Source organism: Conservatibacter flavescens (assembly GCF_002795425.1).
GTDB classification, from domain to species: domain Bacteria; phylum Pseudomonadota; class Gammaproteobacteria; order Enterobacterales; family Pasteurellaceae; genus Conservatibacter; species Conservatibacter flavescens.
Map to the genome: position 1 here is coordinate 70,378 of NZ_PHHA01000003.1, position 25,459 is coordinate 95,836.

Consider the following 25,459-nt stretch of genomic DNA (forward strand, 5'->3'; position numbering starts at 1 on the left):
TATTCCGCCCTTACTCTATTCAAACGCTTTTAATATCCCTAAATCACAAAACTGGCCTTTTGCATAATCTGCTAAGCTTTCTATAACCAACGGACTTCGCGCACATTGTCCTTCCTGTTGAATATAATGCTCAAACTCTTCCAGACTTAGCCATAATGCTCGACAAATATCAGTATCTCGCGGCTGTGGCTCAATCCAATCTTCAAGCTCTAAAACGAAAGTAAAACGTAGAAAATCTGTTTGGGTGCGAGGGGCATGCCATTGATAAATTTTGAGTAACTTTTGCATTTCGGCCTGAATCCCTGTTTCCTCAAATAATTCACGCTTAGCCCCCTCCAACAAGGTTTCGTTTTCCTCAAGATGTCCTGCCGGTTGGTTTAATGTCAGTTTTCCGTGTTCAAACTCCTCGACAAATAAAAACTTCCCCTTGCAATGAACCACACAAGCCAACGTCACATTCGGTTTATACATATTTTTCTTCCATTTTTAAAAACTGATATAAATCTGACCGCTCTTTTTCACTTAACACACGATATTGCCCATTCTCAATCCCGTCTAAATTAAATAACGCCATTTGATAACGTATCAAGCGCAAAGTAGGGAAACCGATGTGTGCCGTCATACGACGTACTTGTCTATTCCGTCCCTCATGAATACTTATCTCCAACCAACTTGTCGGGATATGCTTACGTTCACGAATAGGCGGATTACGTGGCCATAAGTCGGGTTCAGGAATCAACCGTACTTTAGCTGGCAGCGTTTTACCATCATTTAGCTCCACCCCACGACTTAAACGTGCCAAATCCTGTTCTGTGGGTATGCCTTCTACTTGAACCCAATACACTTTTTCTGTTTTATATTTCGGATCAGCTAAACGATGTTGTAACTTGCCGTTATTGGTTAAAATCAACAAACCTTCACTATCACGATCTAAGCGGCCGGCCGCATAAATCTGCGGAATGGCAATAAAATCCTTTAAGGTTTTCCGCCCTTGTTCATCTGTAAATTGAGTAAGCACATCAAAAGGTTTATTAAACAAAATCACTTGAGTTTGCTGGCGTGTTAATCCTGACGTTTTTGTTGAAAATGGCACCGCACTTTTCGTCAAAAATTGACGTTTACCACGAGACATTCCTTTTTTAAATGTTGTTTTCATGATTGTTCAGGCGAATTAACAAGATAGATATCAAAGCGATGATTTTTGGTTTCACGAGAAAAGTGCGGTACTTTTTGCGAAAGAAAATCGGCGTAATCTGGCCGTTTAACTACCACACGTTTTTTCGCCAAATGAAGGGCTGGTGCAAGTAATAAATCCGCATCTAAATCCGCACCGACTAGATGTTGAAAAACGCGCATTTCTTTTTTTACCAATGCGCTCTTTTGTTTATGAGGATACATAGGATCAAGATAGACCACATCAGCAGAAACCATTTCCGTAGATAATGCACTCAAATCTGTTATCTCAAGCAGCTGCATATTTTGTTGCATAAACTCACCTATTTCAGGATCGTTATAAGCCCGTTGCAAACCATCTTGTAATAATAAATGTACGACGGGATTACGTTCAATTAATCGCACACAACATCCCAGTGAGGCAAGCACAAAAGCATCACGCCCAAGCCCTGCTGTTCCATCAATCACACTAGGCAAATACCCTGATTTAATACCAACCGCTTTTGCAACCGCTTCACCACGACCACCACCAAATTTGCGACGATGGGCCAACGTGCCTTTTACAAAATCCACATAAATTGCCCCTAATTTGGGCTCATCTAGTTTGCGCAGCTCTAAACGTTCTACACCATTATGTTCACATTGCACTAACGCTAACGGTGCATTTTCTACGTGAATTAACCCTTTTTCTGCACAACGCCTATTGAAATTATCCCTATTTAAGGTTTCGCAAATCAGTTGAATATTTACTTGCGAATCAGCCATACACCCGCTTCCATATGTTCGGTATAAGGGAATTGATCAAATAATGCTGCTTTGGCAATGCGATGGGTTTGACACAACGTAGCCAAGTTATCACACAATGTATGTGGGTTGCAGGATATATACAGAATTTGATCATAATTTTGTACTAATTTGACGGTTTCATCATCTAAACCTGCTCTAGGCGGATCCACAAAAATCGTTTGGCATTGATAAGCCGTTAAATCAATTCCTTTTAAACGATTAAATTCACGTACGCCATTTATCGCTTGAGTAAATTCCTCCGCAGACATACGGATAATTTGCAAATTATCAATGCGGTTGGCTGCAATATTAAATTGTGCTGCAGCGACTGATGATTTTGAAATTTCTGTGGCTAACACTTGGCGAAAATTTTGCGCCAACGCAATAGAAAAATTCCCGTTACCACAATAAAGCTCTAATAAATCCCCACTCGCATCACGGGTACAATCTATCGCCCACTCTAACATTTTACAATTCACCGCCCCATTAGGCTGAGTAAAACTGTTTTCCACTTGACGATAACGATATTCACGCCCATGAACCAATAAGACCTCTTCGACAAAATCGCGATCTAAGCAAATTTTCTGCTTACTGGCGCGCCCAACTAAATTCACCTTAAAATCTTGGGCTTCCAAGACTTTTTTTAACTCACGAGCTGCTTCTATCCATGCTTCATCTAATGTCTTATGATATAACAAACTCACCATTATTTCGCCACTGAGCGTACTCAAATAATCAATTTGAAACAGTCTTTTGCTTAAAATATCATTTGCTTTTAACAAGGGTAAGAGCGTTGTCATCATGCGGTTAATCAAAAGGCTTGCCACCGGAAAGCTATCGACACGATAACGTTGACGAGTGTTTTGATCAAACATGATATGGTATAAATCATCTCCATCATGCCAAACTCTAAACTCTGCTCGCATACGATAGTGACTTTCTGGTGAGGAAAACACGCTCAGCGCAGGCGCATGGAAAGGCGACAAAAGTGCGGTCAGTTTTTGTACTTTTTTTGTAAGCTGTTGTTGGTATTGCTGAATCGGCAGTTGCATAATCGATTTATTGAGCTACAGGGCACATAACGCGCCCTTTAAGAAACGGATTACTCCGCAGAAAAATCATCAGCGCTATCGGCTGTTACATTACCAGATAACGTGTAAACACGCTTAATGCTTGAGGTTAATGAACGATATTTATGCCAAGTTTTTTCAAAAAAACTTTCCGGCTCACGCTCTCCGCGACAAAACGCAACAAACGCGCTTTCCTCTTCTGTCACTGGCGCACGCTCACCTGAATCCAAAGCCTTAAATGCTTGACCATATTGCTCTAATGTTTCAGACTCTCTAATCGTATAGTCCCCATGACGTGAAAAACCACGTGGATAATTTTTATCGTCAAAAAAGCGACGATCAACCTTAAAACTTTCAGCCATAATGCCCTCTGTGTTAGATATCAATTAGAATCCGCAGAATTAAAACAGTTTATGAGAATATGTCAATATTTTTTTGCGTTGTTTGCTTTCCTTTTCTTACTCTGAATTTAAAATGACCATTCAAAATTCAGCTGAATTTCGCTTTGTTTATAAGCATACACAAAATCAGCATTACTCTTATTACGCGTATGTTTTATCATTAGACTTGGCGTAATATTGGAAAATTGCCAAGTTGGCACACTCAAAATGGCGAGATAAATTCGTTGGTTATCTCGTCGAGTTACGCCTAAAGCAGCATGATAAGCTTGGTAATCATAACGTCGCAACAAGGTTAATGCCGTCACATTTAATCCTAGCTCAAATTGATAATTAACACCAAATCGAGTACCAAACATCTGATAGGAATGGGTTTTGTCTGTGGTATGACGATATTGCCAATCAACCCCGCCAAACAACGTCGCTTGCGGGGTAGGCTGGTAATACCATGTGCCAAATAACAAGCTCACATCGGCCTGAGTAAAAGCACTATAATGTTCACTATAGCGATGCTGTTTTTGTTCAAACTGCATTGACCATAGATGGCGCGGGGAAATCTGTTGTATCCAATTCACATACCCACCCCACCCATGATAATAACGATGATGACCAAAAGTACTATATTCAATTAATGGTGCAACGGTTAAATCCGTATTTGCTGTACGAAAATTATAACCGCCATACGCTTTTATAGTGTGTTCATTATAGGCATGATGATGAGGATAAAACTGCCCATAACTATTTACATAGACCCCAATCCCATGATTATCATGCAACGATATACGCCGTTGTAGCGTAAGATCATAACGCCACCCTTGAGCATTAATGACTTCAGGCGAACGACGGTAAACTAAACATTGTTTGGCTTGTTGTAATAAACAGCGCGTTTGTTGAGGAGATTGATTAAGATTTTGGTTATATACATACCCCAAGCTAAATGTACTCTTCCAACTTTCTCGTTGTTTTAAAGCATGTTGATAATCTTTTACCGCGTGTAATACATTTTCAGGCAATGGCTGTGTCATTATTTGCTGGAAAAGTGCGGTTGATTGTAGATTTTTTTTCTCCTCAAATAAAATACGTGCTAAATCAAGTTGAGCGCGAACAAAGTCAGGCTGTGCTTGGAGAAGTTGACGATAATACTTTTCTGCAGAGGATAAATCACCTTGCACTCGCGCTAATGCGCCCTGAGCAAACCAAACTAATTCGGCTTTATGTTGCGGAAATTGTTGGTATTTAGCTAAAAATAGGGTGACATATTCCCAAAGTTGTTGATTAATGGCAATGTATAAGGCCTGTCCTATTGCCTCAACATTATGAGCGACTTGAAAACCATATCCATCTACCGTAAAGGTATCGGTCGATGATCTTTCATAAACCACGTGTTCTTTCTGCTGCTGTGCCGATTGTTGTACATGTTGCTGCCATAAACGGAGGGCATCTTGTTCAGATGGTGCTGGTGCGCTCAACGCGGTGGAACAAAGGAATACAAGGGAAGTAAAATAATATTTTTTCATATTGTTATCAATCAAAAGAGAAAAAAGGGGAAGCTCTCCCCCTAATCATGCGTTATTATTTTTTTGTCCCACCAAAGGCGGTATCAAATTGAGTATTGCCATTAAATTTTGCATAACCGGCTAAAGCCTCAGCGTTGTGGCCAAAGAAATGACCGGCGGTTCTCCCTTTTGCGGTATTATTTGCCATTGCTCTACCAGAAAAACTCGCATCAGACTGAATTTTAGCGTCAATTGACACAGCTAACCCTGTTTTTTGAATGGAGCCTTTTAACGTATTTTTATTGAAATCAGCGGTCATTTGGCCTTTCAAGACCGCTTTATCCAATTCGGTATTCTTATTAATGCCTGTCACATCATAAACCGCCGTGCCATTAGTCGGCATAGTCGTTGTTTTATTATTGCCAGCATAATAAACCACACGATCTTTATCTACATTACCGCCTTTGGCTGTCCATTCACCAAAATAAAGGGCTTCTGCCCCTACTTTTTTGAATGCAAAATTACCCAGCTCACCATGAAAACCGGGTACCCAACTTGGTAAATTTCCCATATTCAGTACAACAACACCGTTCTTATCCACGCCACCAAAAATCTTTAACCATTGGGTATTTTTAGTGATATTCGTTAAAGATTGAAAACTAGTGACCTTAGAGGTCACACCTTTTACTTCAACACCAGGCAAGCCGCTCGGATCCTGATGGAACCAGCCATTATGGGCATCAGAACCACGTTCCGGTAATTGGAGTTGGGTATTCGCGTTAGATATCCCAGAAGTCACATTGGCATGGGTTGTAAAAGCAATAGAAAGAGACAATGCCGCCAAAAGTGCGCTAGATAATGTCGTTAATTTCATATAAAATCACCTCGTTTATTATGGGGGTATTCCCCATGATTAACACTTATAGGCCTTCTGATCAAAAGAAGACCTATATCCTTTCAAGGCAGTAGCGCAGTTTGCAGACGGGGCTACTGCCTTGTTTTAGTTGTTCATTACTGAACATCTAAAATCTTGCTGTCAGTGAGAGTTTGACTGTTCTGCCTGGTGCGGGGATCATAGAACGTGTCATCGGGTCTAAATAATAGCGATCTGTCAAATTGGTCCCAACCAATTCCATCGTGAAATTCTCTGAAAACGCATACTTGATATACGCATCAACTAATAACACCGGCTGCCATGACATTGGACGATTCCAAATACTATTATCAAGCACTTTCTGCGCCCACAATCGCTCTTCATCTTTGTTTTCCGCTTTGCTGTGATAAAGCCATCGTGTGCCTACCTCTAATTTACGTTCAAAAAATCGCATGCCTAAGTGGGAACTAATAGAATATTTTGGTTGTAATTGAGTACGCAAATATCCTCCGGCAAAGCCACCCGTGATACACGCAGGTACTCGCATGGCGACGGGATCCATTTCCACCGCCGTATTAGCATCACAAACTTGATTTTTTAAACGATATTCAAATCCGAGATCACCAAAATAATCACCATTATCAAAACGAGCCTGTAATTCAATACCGCTGATTTTACGTTTATCTAGCTGAATAAAGCGGAAATTCACATCACGGTCGATCACATCTTTAGTGAGATTATGGTAATAACTCAGCTTCACATCGGCTTTAGTTGGCTGGTCAAAATAATGACTAAAATCCTGCACATACCCCACTTCAAGATTACGCGCTTTTTCTGGTTTTAACCCCGCATGTTTAAAACGTGCCGCTGTATCTGCACTAGCAGAAAAGCCCACTGTCGTTTCAAAAATACTTGGCATGCGTGCATATTGCGTATAACGGGCATAAAATCGAGAGTGATCGGTTAAAAACAACGTGGCTGATATTGCTGGCGAAAAAGCATGCCCACGTTTTTTATTCACTTTAGTCAGCTTATCGCTTTCCTTAATCGGCTGCTGAATAGCACCTATATTTGTTTGTTGATATTTATCAACCAGTTCTCCTGTCACTGGGTGTTTGACTTTCTCATTTTTTAATGTGCCATTATAAAAAGGATTATCTTCACGATGTAGGCGGCCATCAGAATGGTAATATTGTTTTACATGATATTTGCGATACCCATTATCGCTGAGCAAGTCTGCATGGCCTTTCAGTTTATCCCGCTCTGCTTCTAATTTCCGTTCTTCATCAACACAAACCGGATCTTCGTCCCAAGCACAATCAAATATCTCTGCTAATCTCTGTTGAATTTGAGTATAACGATCCCATTCTTGTTTTGTTAATACCTCATCGTAGTCTATTCTTTGTCCGACTGCGATATGACGATTGTATTGATTATAAAGGGTATCCGTTTTAACCAAATGATCTAAATAATCATCATAAGACCAATATTCATTATAACGTGCGCCAGCCGTTAACATTAGCCAATTGGTTGGGCGATAATTAAAATTAAACGCCATATCCCATTCCTGACGACGGCCCGCGCGCGGTGGGCTTTCATAAGTACTACTTGGATTCGGTTTTTCACCAAAATGGCGGCTATTCAGGCGCTCTTTTTGAAAAGCGCTCGACAACGTTAAGTCAAGCTTATCTGTTAAGTACATTGTATTGCTGAGATGAAACCCATATCTCGTGTTATAAGCATTCACTTGTGCGGCATTCACATAATTATATTTGCCATTGATATTAGGTTTAGCTTTCACTAATGGAGAACCTAGCCGATGCAAACATTGCTGATCGATAATAAAAAAGTCGTGTGGTGTTGTAGAATGAGGATTTTGGCTAACACAGACACTGGTCGCTAATGTCCAATCTACGTCCATTTCCCCCACTTCTCTAGGATTCCCCCCAGAGGTATTCGTATCACTTATGGTTCGGGTATACCATAAACCTGCATTAAAATTCACCCAACGATTATTCGGTTGATAAGCATAATCTAAATTAAATGCTTGTTGTTTCACTGTCGCAAGAGGCCATTGTGGAATATAACCATGGAATTGACGAAAATCCAAACGAGAGGGCATAATTTCCCCATAAGTGATTTTTGTATGACGATAGCCCATTTTCAGGGTTTGAGCGTCCGTTAATCGCAGGGTATTTTTAAACAAATAAGATTCCATTAAACTTGATGTATTCGGTACCTCCGTATGAGGTCGATAAATAGAAGCCGCAAAAGGTAGGTTAGGTTCAAGCTGTTTAATTTCTCGTCCTGATTTTTGATCGATAATTCCTTCATAATTATGCGCACCTCTTTTACCCGCCAAATAATTCCCTTTACTTCGATAACTATAAGCAACAAGGAAATCAAATTTCTCTTCTTTCATTCCAAAGGCCAAACGCAGTGCATTATCTTTAAAGTATTTACCTTTCGTCTTCGGTGAAATCAATGTGACAGGCGAAAAATCACCAGGACTTCCGTCTCCCACAACCCGATAATCTTGCCCCCATTTGAAATCAGGGACACGCTCTTTTACGGAATTATTACTCGTTTCTAGTTTCAGTTCGGCGCCTATTTTTTGTCCCAGTTTGACAATGTCATCTACATCAATCGTGCGCATTTTTACCACGCCACCAATTCCGGAATGATTACCAGAAGCTAATTCAGGGCCTTTTTCCACCGTAATTCCGCCAATTAAATTAGGATCGAGATAGTTACGATTATTCGCCCCGTTATATCCACGCCACGTCGTGATCGCTTGCTCTGTGCCATCAATAGTCACGGGAACTCGCCCTTGTCCTTGTACACCTCGAATATTTGGATCAACCGCGCCACTATTACGCGCATCACCGCTATATACCCCATTAAAACTTTGAAATAAATCCGCAGGCGCGCTTCCTTTATAACGTTCTACGGTTTCTTTACCTATATGCATGTTTGTAATATTGCGCTGATACACCTCATCCTTTGCTTGTTGCTCTTTTTGTTCTGCTGATCCACTCACAAAGATAGTATCAAGTTGCGCCATATCTGCATAAGTATAGGTCGCATAAATGAAACTATATATGCTTAACAATGACTTCCAATAAAGAGAGTGATTTTTCATTATGTAATACCTTACTAATAACAAATAAATGATAATGATTATCATAAACAACAATGTAAATATTAGTAAAATTAATTCATAACTTCAAGAGGAATATCAAAAAAATGTATAGTCAAACAAATTTATCGTTAAATAAATTCATTTTGAGATAAGAAATTGGCAATGTATTAAGATTGAAAAACGGGATATGACAAATTGTCTGTATACGAGGTAAAAAAGTTAAAGATAAATCTAGGACGTTATTGTGAATCAATCATATGCCACTCTCCTGACAATTGAAGAGTGGCACGCGTTATCTATAAACGCTTATTTTTTTAATAGCTCTTTCACGGTGTCCACATACTCAGTAACAAAGCTATTCACGCTGTCATTACTTAAACCTTGTGGATTGACACGGAATTTACCATTCACATAAAAATCTGGCACACTACGTACTTGGAATGACTCTGCTAAAGTATTTTGACGATTCACTAAATTATTCACCGCAAAGCTATTAATCGCTGAATCAAATTGCTCCGCACTAATTCCGTTATCAATAAAAACTTGGCGAATATCATCCATTGAACTGAATTTATTTTGTTGCGCCCCAGCAAATAAACCTGGTTTTACTTTATCTTCTACTCCCATCGCCATCGCCAATGCCCATGCTCGGGTTAGATTTTCCGACTGACGCCCCAAGAAATTCACATGGTATTGCTTAAAACTGGTCCCTTCAGGCAAAGCTTCTTTGACTTGAGTTGGGATTTTATACTCCATTTCAAAAGAATAACAATGTGGGCAATAGAAAGAGAAAAACTCAATGACTTCCGGTTGTGCCGAACGAGGTTGGTTAATAGAAATATACTGCTGTCCTTCAGTTAATGGCGCAGCTTGGATTGAAGCTGTGCTGACAGCAGCTAAAAGTGCGGTTAAAATCACAGAAATTTTTTTCATATTACTTTCCTTAATTAAATGAGAATGAATTATTTAATAATACCACGCGCTTTTAATAACGCAGTTTTAAAGTCGTCTTCGTAATCTTTTTTAATGCCGGGTATCGGCTCTGACTTGTCTTTATCAATCATTTTTAAATGATAAATAATGACTTCATCAGGTAATTCTGTTACCGATTTATCAAACCCCGTTTCACCCGCAATTTTTTGTAAGATTTGAATTAAGCTCAACTCTGGATCTTTAGACCAATATGGCTGTAAAAGTTCCAATACTTCATTTAAACGATGACATTTCATAGGGTTTTCCTCGTTTTTATGCTACATTCATTAATGATACTTGAATTAATGCGAGATGAAAACATGACAATCACAATTAGTGGCGTTATTTTAGCTGGGGGACAAGCTAAACGTATGGGTGGTGTAGACAAAGGGTTACAAATGTTAGGCAATACCCCACTTTACCAAATAATTTATCAACGACTGAAATCACAAGTGTCAACCATCTCCATTAATGCTAATCGCAATCAAGAGTTATATGCTGAGAGTGGATTAAAGGTCTTCTCAGATATTCTTGCCAATTTTCAAGGACCATTAAGCGGAATCCTAAGCGGACTCTCACATGCCACAACAGATTATGTCTTATTTGTGCCCTGTGATTGTCCTTTTTTGCCCTTAAATTTAGCCGAAAAATTAAAAAGTGCGGTAGAAAATCAACGAGTTTTAATAGCTTATGCCCACGATGGACAACGTGAACACCCGACGTTTTGTCTTATTTCTTGCCAATTATTAACCGCACTTTCGGACTATCTAGCAAAAGGCGAACGCCGAATGTTACAATTTATGCATACACATGGCGCCATTGCGGTCGATTTTTCCGAACAACCGGAAGCTTTTACCAATGTGAATACCTTAGATGATTTAGCTACAATCCAATTTTAATTTGGCTTTTTTGCAACATCAATCCCTCATAACTTTGCGCGAAGTTCATATTATCGGTGATCACACCGTCTACACCATTATTAAATAATCGTTTAATATCGCGCGGTTCATTCGCTGTATATACCATCACAAAGCGATCAATCATATGGCATTGTGCTACTAGCTCTTGGCTTGCGATTTGATAATTTAATACAAAACCCACACATTCTAAAGCACTCACCGTTTCCCACGCAGAATCGCGCCATTCATCTAATAACAATGCTCGAGGTGTGGCCGTATGAGCATCATACGCACCTTGTAAAGCTTCTTCACTAAACGATGATAGTAAGAAAGGTGAAGGTTTCCCTTCCTGCTCAAATTGTTGTAAAAACTTGGCGCAAGCCATACCTGTTTTATAATCTTGTCCCGGATTCGGTTTAATTTCAACATTTAAAAAACAGCCTTTTTTCAACACAAAATGGACTATATCGTCTAAACGTGCAACCGGCTCTCCCTGAAAGTTGGCAGAAAACCAGCTTCCCGCATCTAATTGGCTCAAACGTTGCCAATCTAATTTCGCACTACCTTGCCCAGAAGTAGTTCTATCTAAAGTATCATCATGTAATAAAAAAAGTGTTTCATCGGCAGACAACTTAACATCACATTCAAACATGGTATAACCTTTTTCTACACCGAGTTCAAAGGCAGCCAATGTATTTTCAGGTGCAGCATTGCCACCACCACGATGGGCAATAAATTTTGGATAAGGGTATTTCATTTTATTTTCCTTCTATTCACATTATTCCACGCGTAATTGGTTGTCAGTATCAAACCAATGTAATTGGGTTAAATCTGGTTGAACATATAAATTGCTACGTTTTGCAGTATGTAACAAATTTTGTCGAATATCGCTTTGACGTAAAATAATCCCTTGTTGATCAATATCCCCATAAATCAGTTGTTCAGAACCCAATAATTCGCTAATCGTCACATTCATATACCAAGCATCATCAGACGGCTCATCTAAAACGCGAATATGTTCTGGGCGAATACCTAAAATCCATTCTTTTTTACCGCTCTTTTGGATAGTTTCCGGAATAGGGATATGGCGCAATAATTGCTGCCCGCAATAAATATGACTATCTTGCACACGTACTTGTAATAAATTCATTGCAGGCAAACCAATAAAGTTCGCGACAAACGTTGAAGCTGGACGAGAAAAAATATTTTCTGGTGTATCGAACTGTTCGATATGCCCTTTATTCATAACAATAATCCGATCAGCCAATGTCATTGCTTCTGTTTGATCATGGGTAACATAAAGGGTTGTTGTCCCAATCTGATTATGACGACGACGAATCTCAAGGCGTGTCGAAGTACGTAATTTAGCATCTAAATTGGAAAGGGGTTCATCAAATAAAAACAATTTTGGCTGACGAACAATCGCTCGTCCCATCGCCACACGTTGACGCTGTCCACCTGATAATTGCTTCGGCTTCTTATCTAAGTGCGGTTCCAATTCCAACATTTTTGCGGCATCAGTAATGCGACGTTCAATTTCATCTGCTGGCATTTTGGCTAAGCGAATACCATATGCCATATTTTCACGCACACTCATATGAGGATAAAGTGCGTAGTTTTGGAATACCATTGCGATATTGCGTTGCGAGGGCTCTAATGCGGTGACATTATCTCCCCCAATATAAATTTCGCCACCAGATGAGGTTTCTAATCCAGCAATAATGCGTAATAACGTAGATTTGCCACAACCAGAAGGGCCGACAACGACAATAAATTCACCATCTTGAACATCAATATCAATGCCTTTCAAAATTAATTCGCCCGGTTTTTTGGCGCTACCATAATGTTTGGTAATATTATTAAGTGTTAAAGTAGCCATATTCTTTATCCTGTTATTTTTCTGAATCAATTAAACCGCTAACGAGCCATTTCTGCATAGAAAGAATCACCACAATAGGCGGAATCAGCATTAAAATCACACTAGCCATCACAATATTCCAACTAATTGGGCCGTCACCACTGCCAATCATTTGGCGTAATCCAATCGCTAATGGGAACATATCTTCACTGGTAGACATCAATAATGGCCATAAATATTGGTTCCAACCATAAATAAATTGAATCACAAATAACGCCGCCATACTCGGCACAGAAAGTGGCACTAATACATCTTTAAAAAAAGTCATGGCTGAGGCGCCATCCATGCGTGAGGCTTCCAATAGTTCATTAGGCACGGTGACAAAAAATTGACGAAATAAGAAAGTCGCCGTTGCAGAGGCAATCAATGGAATGGTTAAACCTGCATAGCTATTGATCATATTTAAATTTACCACGACCTCATAAGTTGGAATAATTCGAACTTCTACAGGTAACATTAATGTCACAAAAATTAACCAGAAAATAAGATTACGTAGGGGAAAACGAAAATACACAATAGCGAAGGCGGATAACAATGAAATAGCAATTTTTCCGATAGCAATAATCAGTGTCATCACAAACGTTACCCATAACATGCGTGATACCGAAAAACCTCCCGCATAGGTATCACTACCGGTTAACGCTGCAGTATAGTTCTCTATTCCATGTCCACCTAATAATAATGACATAGGTGAACTAATGACATCAGCCGCCGTTTGTGTTGAAGCAACAAATGCTAAGTAAATCGGGAAGCAAATTAAAGCAACACAAATCAATAAACTAATATGAGAAAAAAATGTTAACCAAGGGCGATTTTCAACCATGATTAATACCCTCCCTTCTTATCCATGTAACGGAATTGAATCACCGTTAACAATAATACAAAACACATTAATACCACTGATTGTGCCGCAGAGCTGCCATAATCCATCGCTTTGAATCCATCAAAATAAATGCGATAAACGAGGGTTGATGTCGCTTTACCCGGCCCACCTTGAGTGAGAGAATCAATAATAGCGAAAGTATCAAAGAACACATATACAATGTTAATTACACATAAAAAGAATGTCGTTGGCCATAGCAATGGAAATTGAATGGTAAAGAAACGTCGCCAAGGCCCTGCGCCATCAATTGCGGCAGCTTCGATCAAAGATTTTGGGATTGCCTGTAAACCGGCATAGAAAAATAAAAAATTATAAGAGATTTGTTTCCAAATCGCGGCAAAAATCACTAACCACATAGCCTGATCGCTGTTCATTTTGTGATTCCAGTCAATACCTATGAGCTCTAAAGCATAAGTAATAATGCCGAAAGACGGTGAAAACATAAACATCCATAATACCCCTACCACGATAGGAGAAACGGCATAAGGTAAAATCAGGAAAGTGCGATAAAATACCACGCCTTTTATAACACGCTGCATAAAAAATGCGAGAAATAAAGACAAACCTAGCCCTAATAATGTTACCCAAAAGGAAAAATATACTGTGGTATACACAGAATCCCAATAGGTAGGATCATCAAAAAGCTGTTTAAAATTATCAAAACCAACCCAATAAGAAACCGAACCAAAAATATCTTGCATCTGGAAAGATTGGTACAACGATTGAATAGCCGGCCAATAGAAAAATACCGCAATAATAAAAAGCTGCGGCAATAACAATAACCACGGTAACAGACGATATTGAGTATAATGAATTTTCATATTATTTTTCTTCAATAAAATACAGGCGAGCTGTTGCTCGCCTTAATTAAGATGACCAAATTATTTATTTACGGACTCAAAACGCTCTAACAAGACGTTACCACGTTTAACCGCAGAGTCTAGCGCCTGTTGTGCTGTTTTCTTACCAGTCCAAACTTGCTCCAACTCTTCGTCTACAATTGTTCGAATTTGTGGCATATTGCCTAAACGAACACCACGCGTACGGTCAGTCGTTTTACGTACCATTTGCTCAACAGGTACATCTGTGCCCGGATTTTCTTTATAAAAACCAGATTGTTCAGTCAACTCATACGCTTTCAACGTGACAGGTAAATACCCTGTGCGCATATGGCTATTTGATTGAACTTGTGGTTGAGAAATAAAATCAAAGAATTTCGCAATCCCTTTATAATGCGATTCTGGTTTACCTGCTAATACCCATAAGCTTGCGCCACCAATAATCGTATTTTGCGGCGCGCCTGCTACATCTTCATAATACGGCAAAGTCGACTCACCGAAATTAAATTTTGCATCACGTTTAATGCCAGCATAAGAGCCTGAAGACCCCATAAAGATCGCACATTCTCCAGAAATGAAAGCAGGTTGAGAGGCAGACTCACGACCGTGATAAACAAATAGTTTTTCTTTTGCCATATTCGCTAAGTTTTCAATATGACGAACATGTAGTGGCGAATTAAATGCTAATCTTGCATCTAAGCCATCAAAGCCGTTATTTTTTGTTGCATAAGGCACATCATGCCATGCAGAAAAACTTTCTAATTGTGTCCAACCAATCCAAGAAATCGTCATTGGACAGCTATGACCAGATTTTTTCAATGCTTCTGTGGCTGAACGTACTTCTTTCCATGTTTTTGGCGCTTTTTCTGGATCAAGGCCAGCTTTTTGGAAAGCATCTTTGTTGTAGTATAAAACCGTAGTAGAACTGTTAAACGGAAGGGAAAGCATTTCACCATTTGGGGCGGTATAATAGCTACTTACCGCTGGGATATAATGGTTAGGATCAAATGGAACATCAGCCGCTTTCATAATCTCGCTGACTGATTTTGTCACGCCTTTGGCATAAATCATTGTGGCAGTGCCAACTTCAAAAACCTGCAAAATATCTGGGGCATTACCTGCTCGAAATGCCGCAATGCCTGCCGAAAGTGCTTCTGGGTATTCCCCTTTAAATACAGGAACAACTTTATATTCTTCTTGGCTAGCATTGAACTGGTTTGCTAAATCATTCACCCATTCATTTAAAGATCCTCCCATAGAATGCCACCATTGAATTTCTGTTTTGGCATAAGCGGAAAGAGAACCAGCTGCGAGCGCAGAAATTAGCGCTGCTTTAGTTAGTAAACGTTTCATTTTCACCTCTATCATGATTATTGTATTGAAATTATAACCAAACCATTGAATCAAAATTGCTAGTGCACTTTTGCACGGTAAAAAATACTAACAATAAATTATGACATTTTTATGACAATGGATTACATCACCCAAAAATAGATCACCACCATCAAAATAAGATAACTTAATCCACAAATAGCGAGTATTTTTAACCATGTGGACGTTGTTTTTTCTTGTTTAACCAGATTGAAATTAAGCCAAGCAAAGACTGGTGCCGAAACAAAAGAAGCCGCCATTGCAAAAGGAATCATTTTACCGACTGCATTACTAAAAAATTGAATCAGTACAAATGCCGTAATACATGCCCCCATAATCCAATAACGCAACAAAACTTCATTAATCGGCACCGCACTTTTTGTGCCGTGTTTTAATAAAAACACCGCTTGTTGGTTACAACGTGAATAACCATCTACTGCCACTATCGTTGTACCGTAAATACACACAAAAGCAATGAAAGCGATAAACCAACGACTCCATTCACCAATACTCAAGGCATACATATCCACAAATTGATGAACAAATTTTCCTCCACTCAACGGCGTAATATCTTTACCATATTGCACCATCGCGCCCAACGCCATAAACATTAATGCTAAAACAATCGTCACCATATAGCCTGTATTAAAATCCAAAAGGCTTTTACCTTGATAATTTGCATCTAAACGTCTTTTTTCCACCACCCAAAGGGAAGCAGAAACACTTAATTCCATTGGTGCCGGCATCCACCCCATTAATGCAATGAGAAAAGGAATGGCGGCAATCGTCCAAGGCGATGTTTCCACAAAATCCGTAGGGAGTGGCACAGATGGTTGCTGCCATGCCATAACTAATGCAATCAACGTAATTATCGACAAAGAACACATTATCAGTTTAGAGACACGATCTAAATTTTGATATTGCTTTGCAAATAACAAGAATAAAAAACTCAGTAGGACTAAGATATTCAATACATTTAGAGGTAATTCCACTGGTAGTAATAATGCAAGTAGTACTGCTGATAACAGCGTACCTCCCGCTACATTCACTACTGTGGCAAATAAATTAAATACCAAAAATAACCACAAATACCCCTTTCCTTTTTCGCCATAACCTTGCAAAACGCTTTTACCATGTTGCGCGCTATAATCAAAAGCAAAACGATAAAAAGGATATTTCAGCAAATTGACTATAATAATAAACCAAGCTAATTGATAGCCATAATAGGCGCCTGCTTGAGTAGAGGCTATAATGTGTGAACCGCCAACAGCAGAAGACGCCATAATAATACCTGGTCCAAATTGACCAAAAATTTGTACTTTCGACATTATTGTGTATCCAATAAATAAGCTATATCTTGTTGCCGCTGGGTAGAGCGCGTAATCGCAGAAATCACAGCTAATCCATCAGCGCCAGCACGACGAATCCCTATGCAATTTGTTGTATTTATTCCACCAATAGCCACGATAGGTTGAGTAATATCAGCCATACGTATCGCCTTAATCAGCTCAATCCCAACCACATTTTTCGCATCGACTTTAGATTGAGTGGAAAAAATCGGCCCTACACCAAAATAATCAATACCGGATATTTCTGCCGCCTTCTTCCCTTGCCATAGATTATTAATGGTCAAGCCTATTTTTAATTTACCTTGACAGTGTTGAATAACCTGTTCAATGGGCATATCATCTTGTCCAACATGTACGCCATCTGCCCCCAATTCTAATGCGAGAGCCACATCATTATTAACAAAAAAAGGGACGTGATAACGCTGGCATAAATCGCGGCATTGTTGTGCTAATCGCCGAATTTGACCAGAATCTTGCAGTGAACCTTCGCCTTTTTCACGAAATTGGTAACACGTAATCCCACCTTGCAAAGCCTGTTCTAAGATATGTAATAAATTATCACTGGGATCACCATCAAGATGACGACAATCTTGTGTACCCGCTATAAAATATAAATTCAAATAGGTATGCATCCTATACTCCATATGCCCAATGATTCGTTGGCCCATGTCCTTGCCCAATATTTAATGGTTGGCTAATCGCTGCACTAATAAAAGCTTTTGCCGTTTGAATACTGTCATAAATACTATTGCCTTTAGCTAATTCTGCCGTAATACAAGCCGAAAAAGTACAACCGGTACCGTGTGTATGTCGAGTAGGAAAACGTGGGCTTTCGAAAGTAAATTGTTCCGTTGGAGTAAAAACCCAGTCAGAACAGACCGCACTTTGGGAATTTTGGCTATGTCCTCCTTTAATCACCACCGTTTTTACTCCCCATTCCTGCAACTGTCGAGCGGCTTTTTCTACAGCGCGTTGATCGTTAATCACAATACCCGTTAACGCTTCGGCTTCCGGTAAATTTGGTGTAATCACATCTGCTAAAGGCAATAATTGTTGTCGCAATGCATCAATAGCATTATTTTTTAACAAAGGCGCTCCCCCTTTAGCAATCATCACCGGATCAAGGACTAACATACCAAAATCATATTGACGTAAACAATTGGCAACGCATTCTATTGTTTCCACTGTGCCAAGCATGCCGATTTTATGGGCTGAAATACTAAAATCCTCCGCAATAGCCTTTAATTGCGATTCAATAGTCGTAAGAGGAATAGAATGAATATCAAATACGCCTAAAGTGTTTTGTGCGGTAATCGCGGTTATTGCAGATGTACCAAACACGCGACGCATTTGAAACGTTTTTAAATCCGCTTGAATACCCGCGCCACCGCCGCTGTCAGAACCAGCAATAGTCAAAGCTTGAGGAAAATTAGACATAATTTACTCTCCCATATTGTTCCACAGTTTCATCATCTAAAATGGCTAATTGATCTAATAATTGTATGGCAAATTGCCCTGTTTGAGTGGAGCTTATCCCCTGCATAACCCGTTCGCCCGCGACAGCATAAGCCGTACATGCTCTAACAAGTGCGGTCAGATTTTGCGATGTTTTTTCCACCGCTAAAAACGCACCACATACCGCACTAAGCAAACAGCCAGAGCCTGTGATTTTCGGAAAAATTGGCGTTCCATTATGAATGGTCACAACTTGTTTACCATCACTCACATAATCCACTTCACCGCTAATAGAAACCACACAACCATTTGCGTTTGCCACCGTTTTTGCAACAGTATGCCAATCTGCCTTGCCCTCTCCCGCATCAACGCCTTTGGCCTGCCAATCCACATTCGCAAGTGTGGCGATTTCTCCCGCATTACCACGAATAGCACTAAATTGAATATTATCTAATAGACGTTGTACCGTTTGACGGCGAAATGGCGTAGCCCCCACGCCAACAGGATCAAGAACAACAGGAATACCATTTTTATTAGCGGCTTTACCGGCAATTAACATCGCTTCCACTTGAGCGACATTAAGAGTACCAATATTGATCACAAGCGCCTGACAAAGCTGAGCGAGATGCTCCATTTCTTCTGGGGCAGAAGACATAATAGGTGAAGCCCCTAAAGCCAATAAACCATTAGCCGAATAATTGGCAACCACCATATTAGTAATATTATGGATTAAGGGATTTTGTTGACGAATCTCTGCAATATAATTCATTTTACTAACTCCACAGCATAATCTTCTATGTTTGGTATTTTTTTAATCAGTTTATGCTTAGCCATAAATTCAGCAACTTCTTGATATTTTTGACGATTTAATATGCCAACATGTTGGCTTAAATAAGGTAACGTATCGCGCCAAGCACGACGATTAAGCTCGTTATCCAATTCCTGAGGTTTATAACTAACAAAGACTTGCCATGCTTCATCAGGATTCGCTCGCACATAATCACTGGCTTGTTGAAGTGCGGTTAAAAATTGCTTAAATTTTGGCGCTTGTAGGCGATCTTTATTCACCACCAAAATCAATTCTTCATAAGACGGTACGCCGTGTTGTTCAGGAAAAAATGCCTTACCTGGATGTTTTTCAATATCAAGTTGATTTAATTCAAAGTTTCTAAATGAACCAATAACCGCATGGACTTGACCACTAATTAACGCTGGGGATAATGACCAATTGACATTAATCATCTCCACGTCATCTCCTGATAACCCCACTGACTTTAACATTGTATCCAATAAAGCGGTTTCAAACCCACTAATGGAATAACCCACTTTTTTCCCTTTTAAATCAGCAAGATGACTAATCTGACTAGATTGCAATACGACCAAGCTATTTAAAGGTGAAGAAATCAGCGTACCAATACGAATTAAGGGCAATCCTTCGTCTACTTGCATATGTAGACTGGGTTGATAATTCACCGCAATATCCGCTTGTCCAGCTGCCACTAATTTCGGCGGCATAGATGGATCCGCTGGTTCTATAATATCGACTTGCAAACCATTTTCGGCAAAGTAACCTTTTTGTTGAGCAACAATTAATGCGGCATGATCAGGATTAACAAACCAATCTAATAATAGTGTGATTTTTTGTTTCTCTGCTTGCACAGACCATGAAATACCTAAAATCATAAAAAGTAAAAAACGCATTTTTTTCATCATAATTTCTTCCTATACCTGACAATGTAATCCCATTTCCCAAAATGCCACTTCCATACGTGTAGCCGTTGTAAAGATATGTTGTACTTTTTCTCGTTGTTGCGTTGTTAATGGTTGGTAAAGTGCGGTTAAAAATTCACGCGTTTTGACCGCACTTTGTTGAAATTCATCAGATGCATAAGTATCAATCCAAGTTTGATAAGGATTATTCGCAACACTTAATTTTTCTTCTGTAATCCAACGTCCAATCTCAGCATAACCCAGCATACAAGGCGCAATAGCCGCATACAATTCAGCCAACGAACCTGTCATACCACAATCCAATACATAACGCGTATAAGCTATCAATGCGCTAGATTCTTGAGTAGAAAATAATGTTTGTTCATCAATTCCCCATTGCTGACAATACTTAATATGTAATTGAATTTCATCTAATACAGCATTGAGATGCTCTCGTGATACTTCCATCTGAGCAAAATTTTCCGATTTGTACATCGCTAAGGCAAACATTCGACTATAGTGAAATAAATACAGATAATCCTGTTTCAAATAATGCTGGAAACTGGTCTTCGCTAATGTACCATGCGCTAATTGCTGAACAAATTCGTGCCGTACATAAGCATGCCAATAAGGACGCGCTTGTTGAATTAATTGTGTCACAATATCCATGTTTTCTCCTTTATGTTTTATCAATCCAAGGTAAGGCTTTACGTAAGCCATAGTCCGTCAGAAAATAAATGACTAATGCGATACATAACAAAATAAATAAGGCGGCAAATAACATATCCGTTTGCATTCTGGCATTAGCTTGTAACATTAAATAGCCTAAACCTTTTGATGAACCCACCCATTCACCCACCACTGCACCAATAGGTGCAATAGAAACAGCAATACGCAAGCCCGATGCCAAAGCAGGAAGGGCTGCAGGCAAACGTACCTTAAATAAAAGCCTTAAATTCGATACCCCCATCGTTTGCGCCAGTTGTAACCAACTTTTTGGCGTATTACGCAAACCGTCATAACAGGCTGCCGTCACAGGGAAATAAATAATTAAAATCGTCATCACAATTTTTGAAGCTAAACCATAACCAAACCACAACACCAATAAAGGCGCGATAGCAAATACTGGAATGGCTTGAGAAATGACTAATATAGGTAACAATAACGCAGAAATACGCGATGAAAGAGACAATAAAAAGGCAGAACATAAACCAAATAAAAAGCCAAATATTAAACCTAATCCAATCTCTAACATTGTAATTAGGGCATGATCCCATAATAAGGCTTTTTGTGTGATTAATTGATGAAAAACCGCCATCGGCTGCGGTAACAAATAATGGGGCAAATCCAATAGCCATACTATACCTTGCCACAACGCAATCAATATGCCGCCTAATAACAAAATGTTGATGATTTTCATAGGCTATCTTCCATTAATTGCTGAATTAATTGCTGTTGCAATTGATGTTGCTCTGCCACCCATTGACGAGGGCGCGGTTGGTGAAAAGCGGTGAGAAGAGATAAATAAGGCGGTTTTTGTTGTAAAATATATAAGCGATCCCCTAAACGCACGGCTTCTTGTGGATCATGTGTTACCAATAATATTGATTTCTCTGCCAATAATTCTCCCGCAAGATCTTGTAGCTGCAAACGCGTTACCGCATCAAGGGCCGAAAACGGTTCATCCATTAAAATAATATCCGCTTGTTGCATTAGGGTCCGAGCCAACGCTACTCGCTGACGTTGCCCTCCTGAAAGTTGATAACAAGGTTTATGCAAATGTTTTTGCATGCCTACTTGAAACAACAATTTAAGGGCTTGTTCCCGAGTTTCAGCATTTTTTGTTCCATTTAAATGATGAACAAGTTGAACATTATCTATTAAATTTAGCCAAGGATATAACCCATCTTGTTGGGCTAACCAAGCTATCTTGAAATTGGGTTGAATAACAATTGAACCTGCCGTTATTGCTTCATTTTCCAATCCAGCAATAGCCCGTAGCAAGCTCGATTTTCCCACACCAGAACGGCCAAGCAATACCGCCCATTCCCCTTGCTTAAGTTTAAAATCAAGGTTCTCAAATAAAGGGCGCTGAGCATAGGTTAAACTCAGGTCTTTAACGTCAACCACATTCATGGCATCACCATTAAAGTGCGGTTAAAAAAGCCAACGTTTTAGAAAAAAATGAAATAAAGAGATATAAAAGAGAAAAGTGATGAATGGTCATATTTAGTTTCCTACGTCAGTACTAGCTGTTTCAGGTTCAACGGGTATTATCTCAGCTACGTTGTAGCACCCCGACTAATATTCAAAAGTGTAACTGAAATAAGCCATACTTGACAAGAGGAATAGAAAAATATTGTATAGATATTGAATTTTTATACAAAAAGCGGTAATTTCCTCGCTCTCTCTTTTTTAAGGAACGCAATAATGGAAAATAATCAATTACCCCCTCAAACAACTCATTCAATAAAACGAGGTAAAGCCCCTAATCTTATGAGCCAAATTATTTTTGCTAGCCGCTGGCTACAAATGCCAATTTATCTTGGTTTAATTGTTGTACAAGGTGTTTATGCTTATAAGTTTTTAAAATCATTGTGGGAATTAATTATCAATTTAAATGAAATGGACTCTAACATGATTATGTTAGCCGTATTGAATTTGATTGATGTGGTGATGATTGCGAATTTATTAGTGATGGTGATTATTGGGGGTTATGAAACTTTTGTCTCAAAACTGAATACCAAAAACCACCCCGATCAACCAGAATGGTTAAGCCATGTTAATGCTTCTGTCCTAAAAGTAAAATTATCTATGGCAATAATTAGTATCTCGTCTATTCACATGTTACAAACATTTGTTAATGTCGGCAATTTGCCTGAAAAACAAATGATGTGGCAATTATTCTTACATCTAGGATTCTTAGTTTCAGCTATTGCAATGGCGCTAACGGATAAAATTCTATACAGCACGAGTCATAAAAACCACTAAGAACCTCAACCGCACAGAAAAGTGCGGTTATTTTTAACTAAATTTTATTGAGAAAGAGTTTATGACAAGCCCTATTAATGAACTAAACACCCTTATACAATCCATGCAGCCGGTACTTAATGACGGATGTTTTGTCTATACAACGGTTAACCAAGACCATTGCTTACCTTTAACAGAAATTATCGCTAGCATCAGAGAAAAAGAGGGATTATCCCTAATTATTCGTCAACAAACTGCGGAAAAATATCAACTTCCCGCGCAATTTCCTTGCGCATGGATTACCTTAAATGTACATTCTGATCTTGAGGCTGTAGGCTTAACAGCTGCTTTTTCCCGCGCACTTGGCAACGCAGGCATTAGCTGTAATGTGGTAGCAGGCCATTATCACGATCATATTTTTGTACCTTTTGAGAAAAAAGAACTCGCCATGACAACCCTAATAGCATTACAACAAGGGAAATCGTCATAAAGTGCGGTAAAAATAAGAGGATTTTTTATGCAACAAAAATTATTAACCCTATTTATTAGCCTAGCATTAAGCCCATCTGTAATAGCTCAAGATCATTCCTTTATTTCACAATGTGAAGGGTTAAAAAATGCGAATATTTATCAAACAGTGATCACAAAAGCAACCTTTGAAGCGGCTGCAGAACTCGGAAATGACAAAGCAGCTGCCCTTTCTGGTGCATCAGGAACACAAGATAAATTAGTACCACATTGTTTAATCGAAGGTGAAATTTCACCTCGTATAGGCGTAAATGGTAAACATTACGGCATTCAGTTCCAACTTCGTTTACCACAAAATTGGAATAACAAATTCCTCTATCAAGGAGGTGGCGGAATGGATGGTTTTGTTGGTAATGCCATTGGTAGCATACCTTTCCGTAATGCGACCGCACAGCCGGCTTTGCAACGTGGCTATGCTGTTGTATCTACGGATTCAGGCCATCAAGGCCGTGATGCGAGCTTCGCCGAAGACCAACAAGCACGCCTTGATTATGCTTATGCGGCTATTGGTAAAGTCTCTACCACAGCAAAACAACTTATCATTTCTCTTTATCAAAGCGCTCCACAAAAAAATTATTTCATGGGTTGCTCTAACGGTGGACGAGCGGCAATGTTAGCTGCACAGCGTTTTCCAACTGAATTTGATGGCATTGTCGCAGGCAATCCAGGTTTTAGGCTTTCTCGCGCGGCCCTTAATACCGTATGGGAAACCAATCACTATCTACAAGCTGCGCCAACCAATGAGAAAGGTGAAAAAATTCTAGCGAATGCACTGACTCAACAAGATTTTGATATTTTAGTTCAAGGCGTACTAAAACAATGTGATGCTAAAGATGGGCTAAAAGATGGCATTATTAATGCTTGGGAACAATGTGATTTTACGCCAGAACATGTCGCAGATAAGTTTACGCCTGAAAAATTAACATTGATTAAAGCGGTTTTTGGTGGCGCTAAAAATAGTCAAGGTGAAGCCATTTATACCGGTTTTCCTTTTGACACCGGAATCGCCGCTGAGGGGTGGCGAGCATGGAAACTTGGCGATGCTCAAACAGCACAAGCCAATTCTCGTTTCGCTACCATGGCCGCCAGTTCCGTTAATCACTATTTTATGACGCCATTCCAACCGCACTTTGATCTTAGCCAATTTAATTGGGATAAAGATGTTGAAAAAACAGCGCAAACAGCAGCAATCAATGATGCCGTTTCCACAGATTTAAGTACATTTGTTGCTCGCGGTGGCAAAATGATTATTATTGAAGGGGTTTCTGACCCCGTATTTTCAGCGTTAGACCAACGAGATTGGTTTAAACAATTACTCGCAGATAATCCAAATGGTGATGACTTTGCTAAGTTATTTATGATTCCAGGTATGAATCACTGTGGACAGGGCCCTGCTTTAGATAATTTCGATCCATTAACCATATTAGAAGATTGGGCAGAAAAAGGCGAAAACCCTCAATTTATGCTAGCAACAGGAAAAACTTTCCCGAATAAAACACAACCTATTTGTGCTTATCCAAAAGTTGCAACATATATTGGTGGAGATGAAAATCAAGAAAGTAGTTTCCGTTGTAAATAATTTATCACGGCTGTAAATACTCAGGAATTTGCAGCCGTTAATAAAAA

Annotated in this window: 27 protein-coding genes and 1 riboswitch; of the genes, 4 read left to right on the plus strand and 23 right to left on the minus strand. The window is 39.3% G+C overall.

All coding sequences use genetic code 11. The features are described 5' to 3' along the window. Positions 1 to 15: 15 nt before the first annotated feature. From CVP05_RS02275 to CVP05_RS02320, 10 genes are all read right to left on the minus strand, one after another. Positions 16 to 471 carry an NUDIX hydrolase gene (locus CVP05_RS02275; RefSeq protein ID WP_100287948.1) on the minus strand — a complete coding sequence of 152 codons (456 nt, stop codon included), beginning with the start codon at positions 469 to 471 and terminating at the stop codon, positions 16 to 18. Then, positions 464 to 1,156 (minus strand): rRNA large subunit pseudouridine synthase E, encoded by a 693-nt coding sequence (locus CVP05_RS02280; RefSeq protein WP_100287949.1) that lies wholly within the window; start codon positions 1,154 to 1,156, stop codon positions 464 to 466. The genes CVP05_RS02275 and CVP05_RS02280 overlap by 8 nt, the downstream gene beginning before the upstream one ends. Then, entirely contained in the window at positions 1,153 to 1,938 is a 786-nt protein-coding gene (locus CVP05_RS02285) for a class I SAM-dependent methyltransferase (RefSeq protein WP_100287950.1), read from the minus strand. The genes CVP05_RS02280 and CVP05_RS02285 overlap by 4 nt, the downstream gene beginning before the upstream one ends. Next, positions 1,920 to 3,011, minus strand: coding sequence for a tRNA (uridine(54)-C5)-methyltransferase TrmA (trmA, locus tag CVP05_RS02290; protein WP_100287951.1), 1,092 nt, complete (start codon positions 3,009 to 3,011; stop codon positions 1,920 to 1,922). Before trmA ends, CVP05_RS02285 begins: the two co-directional genes overlap by 19 nt. Before the next feature lie 50 nt (positions 3,012 to 3,061). Beyond that, positions 3,062 to 3,391 (minus strand): MaoP family protein, encoded by a 330-nt coding sequence (locus CVP05_RS02295; RefSeq protein WP_100287952.1) that lies wholly within the window; start codon positions 3,389 to 3,391, stop codon positions 3,062 to 3,064. A 107-nt stretch (positions 3,392 to 3,498) separates the two neighbouring features. After that, on the minus strand, positions 3,499 to 4,944 hold the full coding sequence (locus CVP05_RS02300; protein WP_100287953.1) for a surface lipoprotein assembly modifier: 1,446 nt from the start codon (positions 4,942 to 4,944) through the stop codon (positions 3,499 to 3,501). Between the two features lie 55 nt (positions 4,945 to 4,999). Then, positions 5,000 to 5,797 carry a Slam-dependent surface lipoprotein gene (locus CVP05_RS02305; protein WP_100287954.1) on the minus strand — a complete coding sequence of 266 codons (798 nt, stop codon included), beginning with the start codon at positions 5,795 to 5,797 and terminating at the stop codon, positions 5,000 to 5,002. A gap of 148 nt (positions 5,798 to 5,945) precedes the next feature. After that, on the minus strand, positions 5,946 to 8,939 hold the full coding sequence (locus CVP05_RS02310; protein ID WP_100287955.1) for a TonB-dependent receptor domain-containing protein: 2,994 nt from the start codon (positions 8,937 to 8,939) through the stop codon (positions 5,946 to 5,948). Between the two features lie 306 nt (positions 8,940 to 9,245). Continuing rightward, entirely contained in the window at positions 9,246 to 9,872 is a 627-nt protein-coding gene (gene dsbA, locus CVP05_RS02315) for a thiol:disulfide interchange protein DsbA (RefSeq protein ID WP_100287956.1), read from the minus strand. A 29-nt stretch (positions 9,873 to 9,901) separates the two neighbouring features. Then, on the minus strand, positions 9,902 to 10,168 hold the full coding sequence (locus CVP05_RS02320) for a YihD family protein (protein WP_100287957.1): 267 nt from the start codon (positions 10,166 to 10,168) through the stop codon (positions 9,902 to 9,904). Positions 10,169 to 10,231: 63 nt separating this feature from the next. Between CVP05_RS02320 and mobA the strand changes: the two genes are divergently transcribed. Next, positions 10,232 to 10,810 carry a molybdenum cofactor guanylyltransferase MobA gene (gene mobA / locus CVP05_RS02325; RefSeq protein WP_100288168.1) on the plus strand — a complete coding sequence of 193 codons (579 nt, stop codon included), beginning with the start codon at positions 10,232 to 10,234 and terminating at the stop codon, positions 10,808 to 10,810. Here mobA and ugpQ read toward each other — a convergent pair. The 13 genes from ugpQ to CVP05_RS02390 form a co-directional block, all read right to left on the minus strand. Further along, a complete protein-coding gene (ugpQ, locus tag CVP05_RS02330) occupies positions 10,794 to 11,567 on the minus strand; it encodes a glycerophosphodiester phosphodiesterase (RefSeq protein WP_100287958.1) in 774 nt (257 codons plus the stop codon). The genes mobA and ugpQ overlap by 17 nt on opposite strands. Positions 11,568 to 11,588: 21 nt before the next feature. Beyond that, entirely contained in the window at positions 11,589 to 12,689 is a 1,101-nt protein-coding gene (locus CVP05_RS02335) for an ABC transporter ATP-binding protein (RefSeq protein WP_100287959.1), read from the minus strand. Between the two features lie 13 nt (positions 12,690 to 12,702). Beyond that, positions 12,703 to 13,551, minus strand: a complete 849-nt coding sequence (gene ugpE / locus CVP05_RS02340; protein ID WP_100287960.1) for a sn-glycerol-3-phosphate ABC transporter permease UgpE — start codon at positions 13,549 to 13,551, stop codon at positions 12,703 to 12,705. A 2-nt stretch (positions 13,552 to 13,553) separates the two neighbouring features. After that, the gene (ugpA, locus tag CVP05_RS02345; protein WP_100287961.1) at positions 13,554 to 14,432 is read right to left on the minus strand and encodes a sn-glycerol-3-phosphate ABC transporter permease UgpA; all 879 of its coding nucleotides are present in this window, start codon (positions 14,430 to 14,432) and stop codon (positions 13,554 to 13,556) included. A gap of 60 nt (positions 14,433 to 14,492) precedes the next feature. After that, positions 14,493 to 15,803, minus strand: coding sequence for a sn-glycerol-3-phosphate ABC transporter substrate-binding protein UgpB (gene ugpB, locus CVP05_RS02350; RefSeq protein WP_100287962.1), 1,311 nt, complete (start codon positions 15,801 to 15,803; stop codon positions 14,493 to 14,495). 122 nt (positions 15,804 to 15,925) lie between these two features. Next, entirely contained in the window at positions 15,926 to 17,149 is a 1,224-nt protein-coding gene (locus CVP05_RS02355; RefSeq protein ID WP_100287963.1) for an NRAMP family divalent metal transporter, read from the minus strand. Next, entirely contained in the window at positions 17,149 to 17,802 is a 654-nt protein-coding gene (gene thiE / locus CVP05_RS02360) for a thiamine phosphate synthase (protein ID WP_100287964.1), read from the minus strand. The genes CVP05_RS02355 and thiE overlap by 1 nt, the downstream gene beginning before the upstream one ends. Position 17,803: 1 nt before the next feature. Further along, positions 17,804 to 18,607, minus strand: a complete 804-nt coding sequence (thiD, locus tag CVP05_RS02365) for a bifunctional hydroxymethylpyrimidine kinase/phosphomethylpyrimidine kinase (protein ID WP_100287965.1) — start codon at positions 18,605 to 18,607, stop codon at positions 17,804 to 17,806. Next, positions 18,600 to 19,394 carry a hydroxyethylthiazole kinase gene (thiM, locus tag CVP05_RS02370; RefSeq protein ID WP_100287966.1) on the minus strand — a complete coding sequence of 265 codons (795 nt, stop codon included), beginning with the start codon at positions 19,392 to 19,394 and terminating at the stop codon, positions 18,600 to 18,602. Before thiM ends, thiD begins: the two co-directional genes overlap by 8 nt. Further along, positions 19,391 to 20,335, minus strand: a complete 945-nt coding sequence (locus tag CVP05_RS02375) for an ABC transporter substrate-binding protein (protein ID WP_423739119.1) — start codon at positions 20,333 to 20,335, stop codon at positions 19,391 to 19,393. Before CVP05_RS02375 ends, thiM begins: the two co-directional genes overlap by 4 nt. A gap of 12 nt (positions 20,336 to 20,347) precedes the next feature. Beyond that, on the minus strand, positions 20,348 to 20,998 hold the full coding sequence (gene tenA, locus CVP05_RS02380) for a thiaminase II (protein WP_100288169.1): 651 nt from the start codon (positions 20,996 to 20,998) through the stop codon (positions 20,348 to 20,350). A gap of 16 nt (positions 20,999 to 21,014) precedes the next feature. Further along, positions 21,015 to 21,755 carry an ABC transporter permease gene (locus CVP05_RS02385; protein ID WP_100287968.1) on the minus strand — a complete coding sequence of 247 codons (741 nt, stop codon included), beginning with the start codon at positions 21,753 to 21,755 and terminating at the stop codon, positions 21,015 to 21,017. Beyond that, positions 21,752 to 22,471 (minus strand): ABC transporter ATP-binding protein, encoded by a 720-nt coding sequence (locus CVP05_RS02390; RefSeq protein ID WP_100287969.1) that lies wholly within the window; start codon positions 22,469 to 22,471, stop codon positions 21,752 to 21,754. The genes CVP05_RS02385 and CVP05_RS02390 overlap by 4 nt, the downstream gene beginning before the upstream one ends. 81 nt (positions 22,472 to 22,552) lie before the next feature. Continuing rightward, positions 22,553 to 22,645, minus strand: a riboswitch (TPP riboswitch). Between the two features lie 186 nt (positions 22,646 to 22,831). On the opposite strand from CVP05_RS02390, the gene CVP05_RS02395 reads away from it, so the two are divergent. The 3 genes from CVP05_RS02395 (at position 22,832) to CVP05_RS02405 (ending at position 25,412) form a co-directional block, all read left to right on the plus strand. Then, entirely contained in the window at positions 22,832 to 23,326 is a 495-nt protein-coding gene (locus CVP05_RS02395) for a TIGR00645 family protein (RefSeq protein WP_243389194.1), read from the plus strand. 61 nt (positions 23,327 to 23,387) lie between these two features. Further along, on the plus strand, positions 23,388 to 23,795 hold the full coding sequence (locus CVP05_RS02400; RefSeq protein WP_100287971.1) for an ACT domain-containing protein: 408 nt from the start codon (positions 23,388 to 23,390) through the stop codon (positions 23,793 to 23,795). A gap of 27 nt (positions 23,796 to 23,822) precedes the next feature. Next, the gene (locus CVP05_RS02405) at positions 23,823 to 25,412 is read left to right on the plus strand and encodes a tannase/feruloyl esterase family alpha/beta hydrolase (protein WP_100287972.1); all 1,590 of its coding nucleotides are present in this window, start codon (positions 23,823 to 23,825) and stop codon (positions 25,410 to 25,412) included. Positions 25,413 to 25,459: the final 47 nt, after the last annotated feature.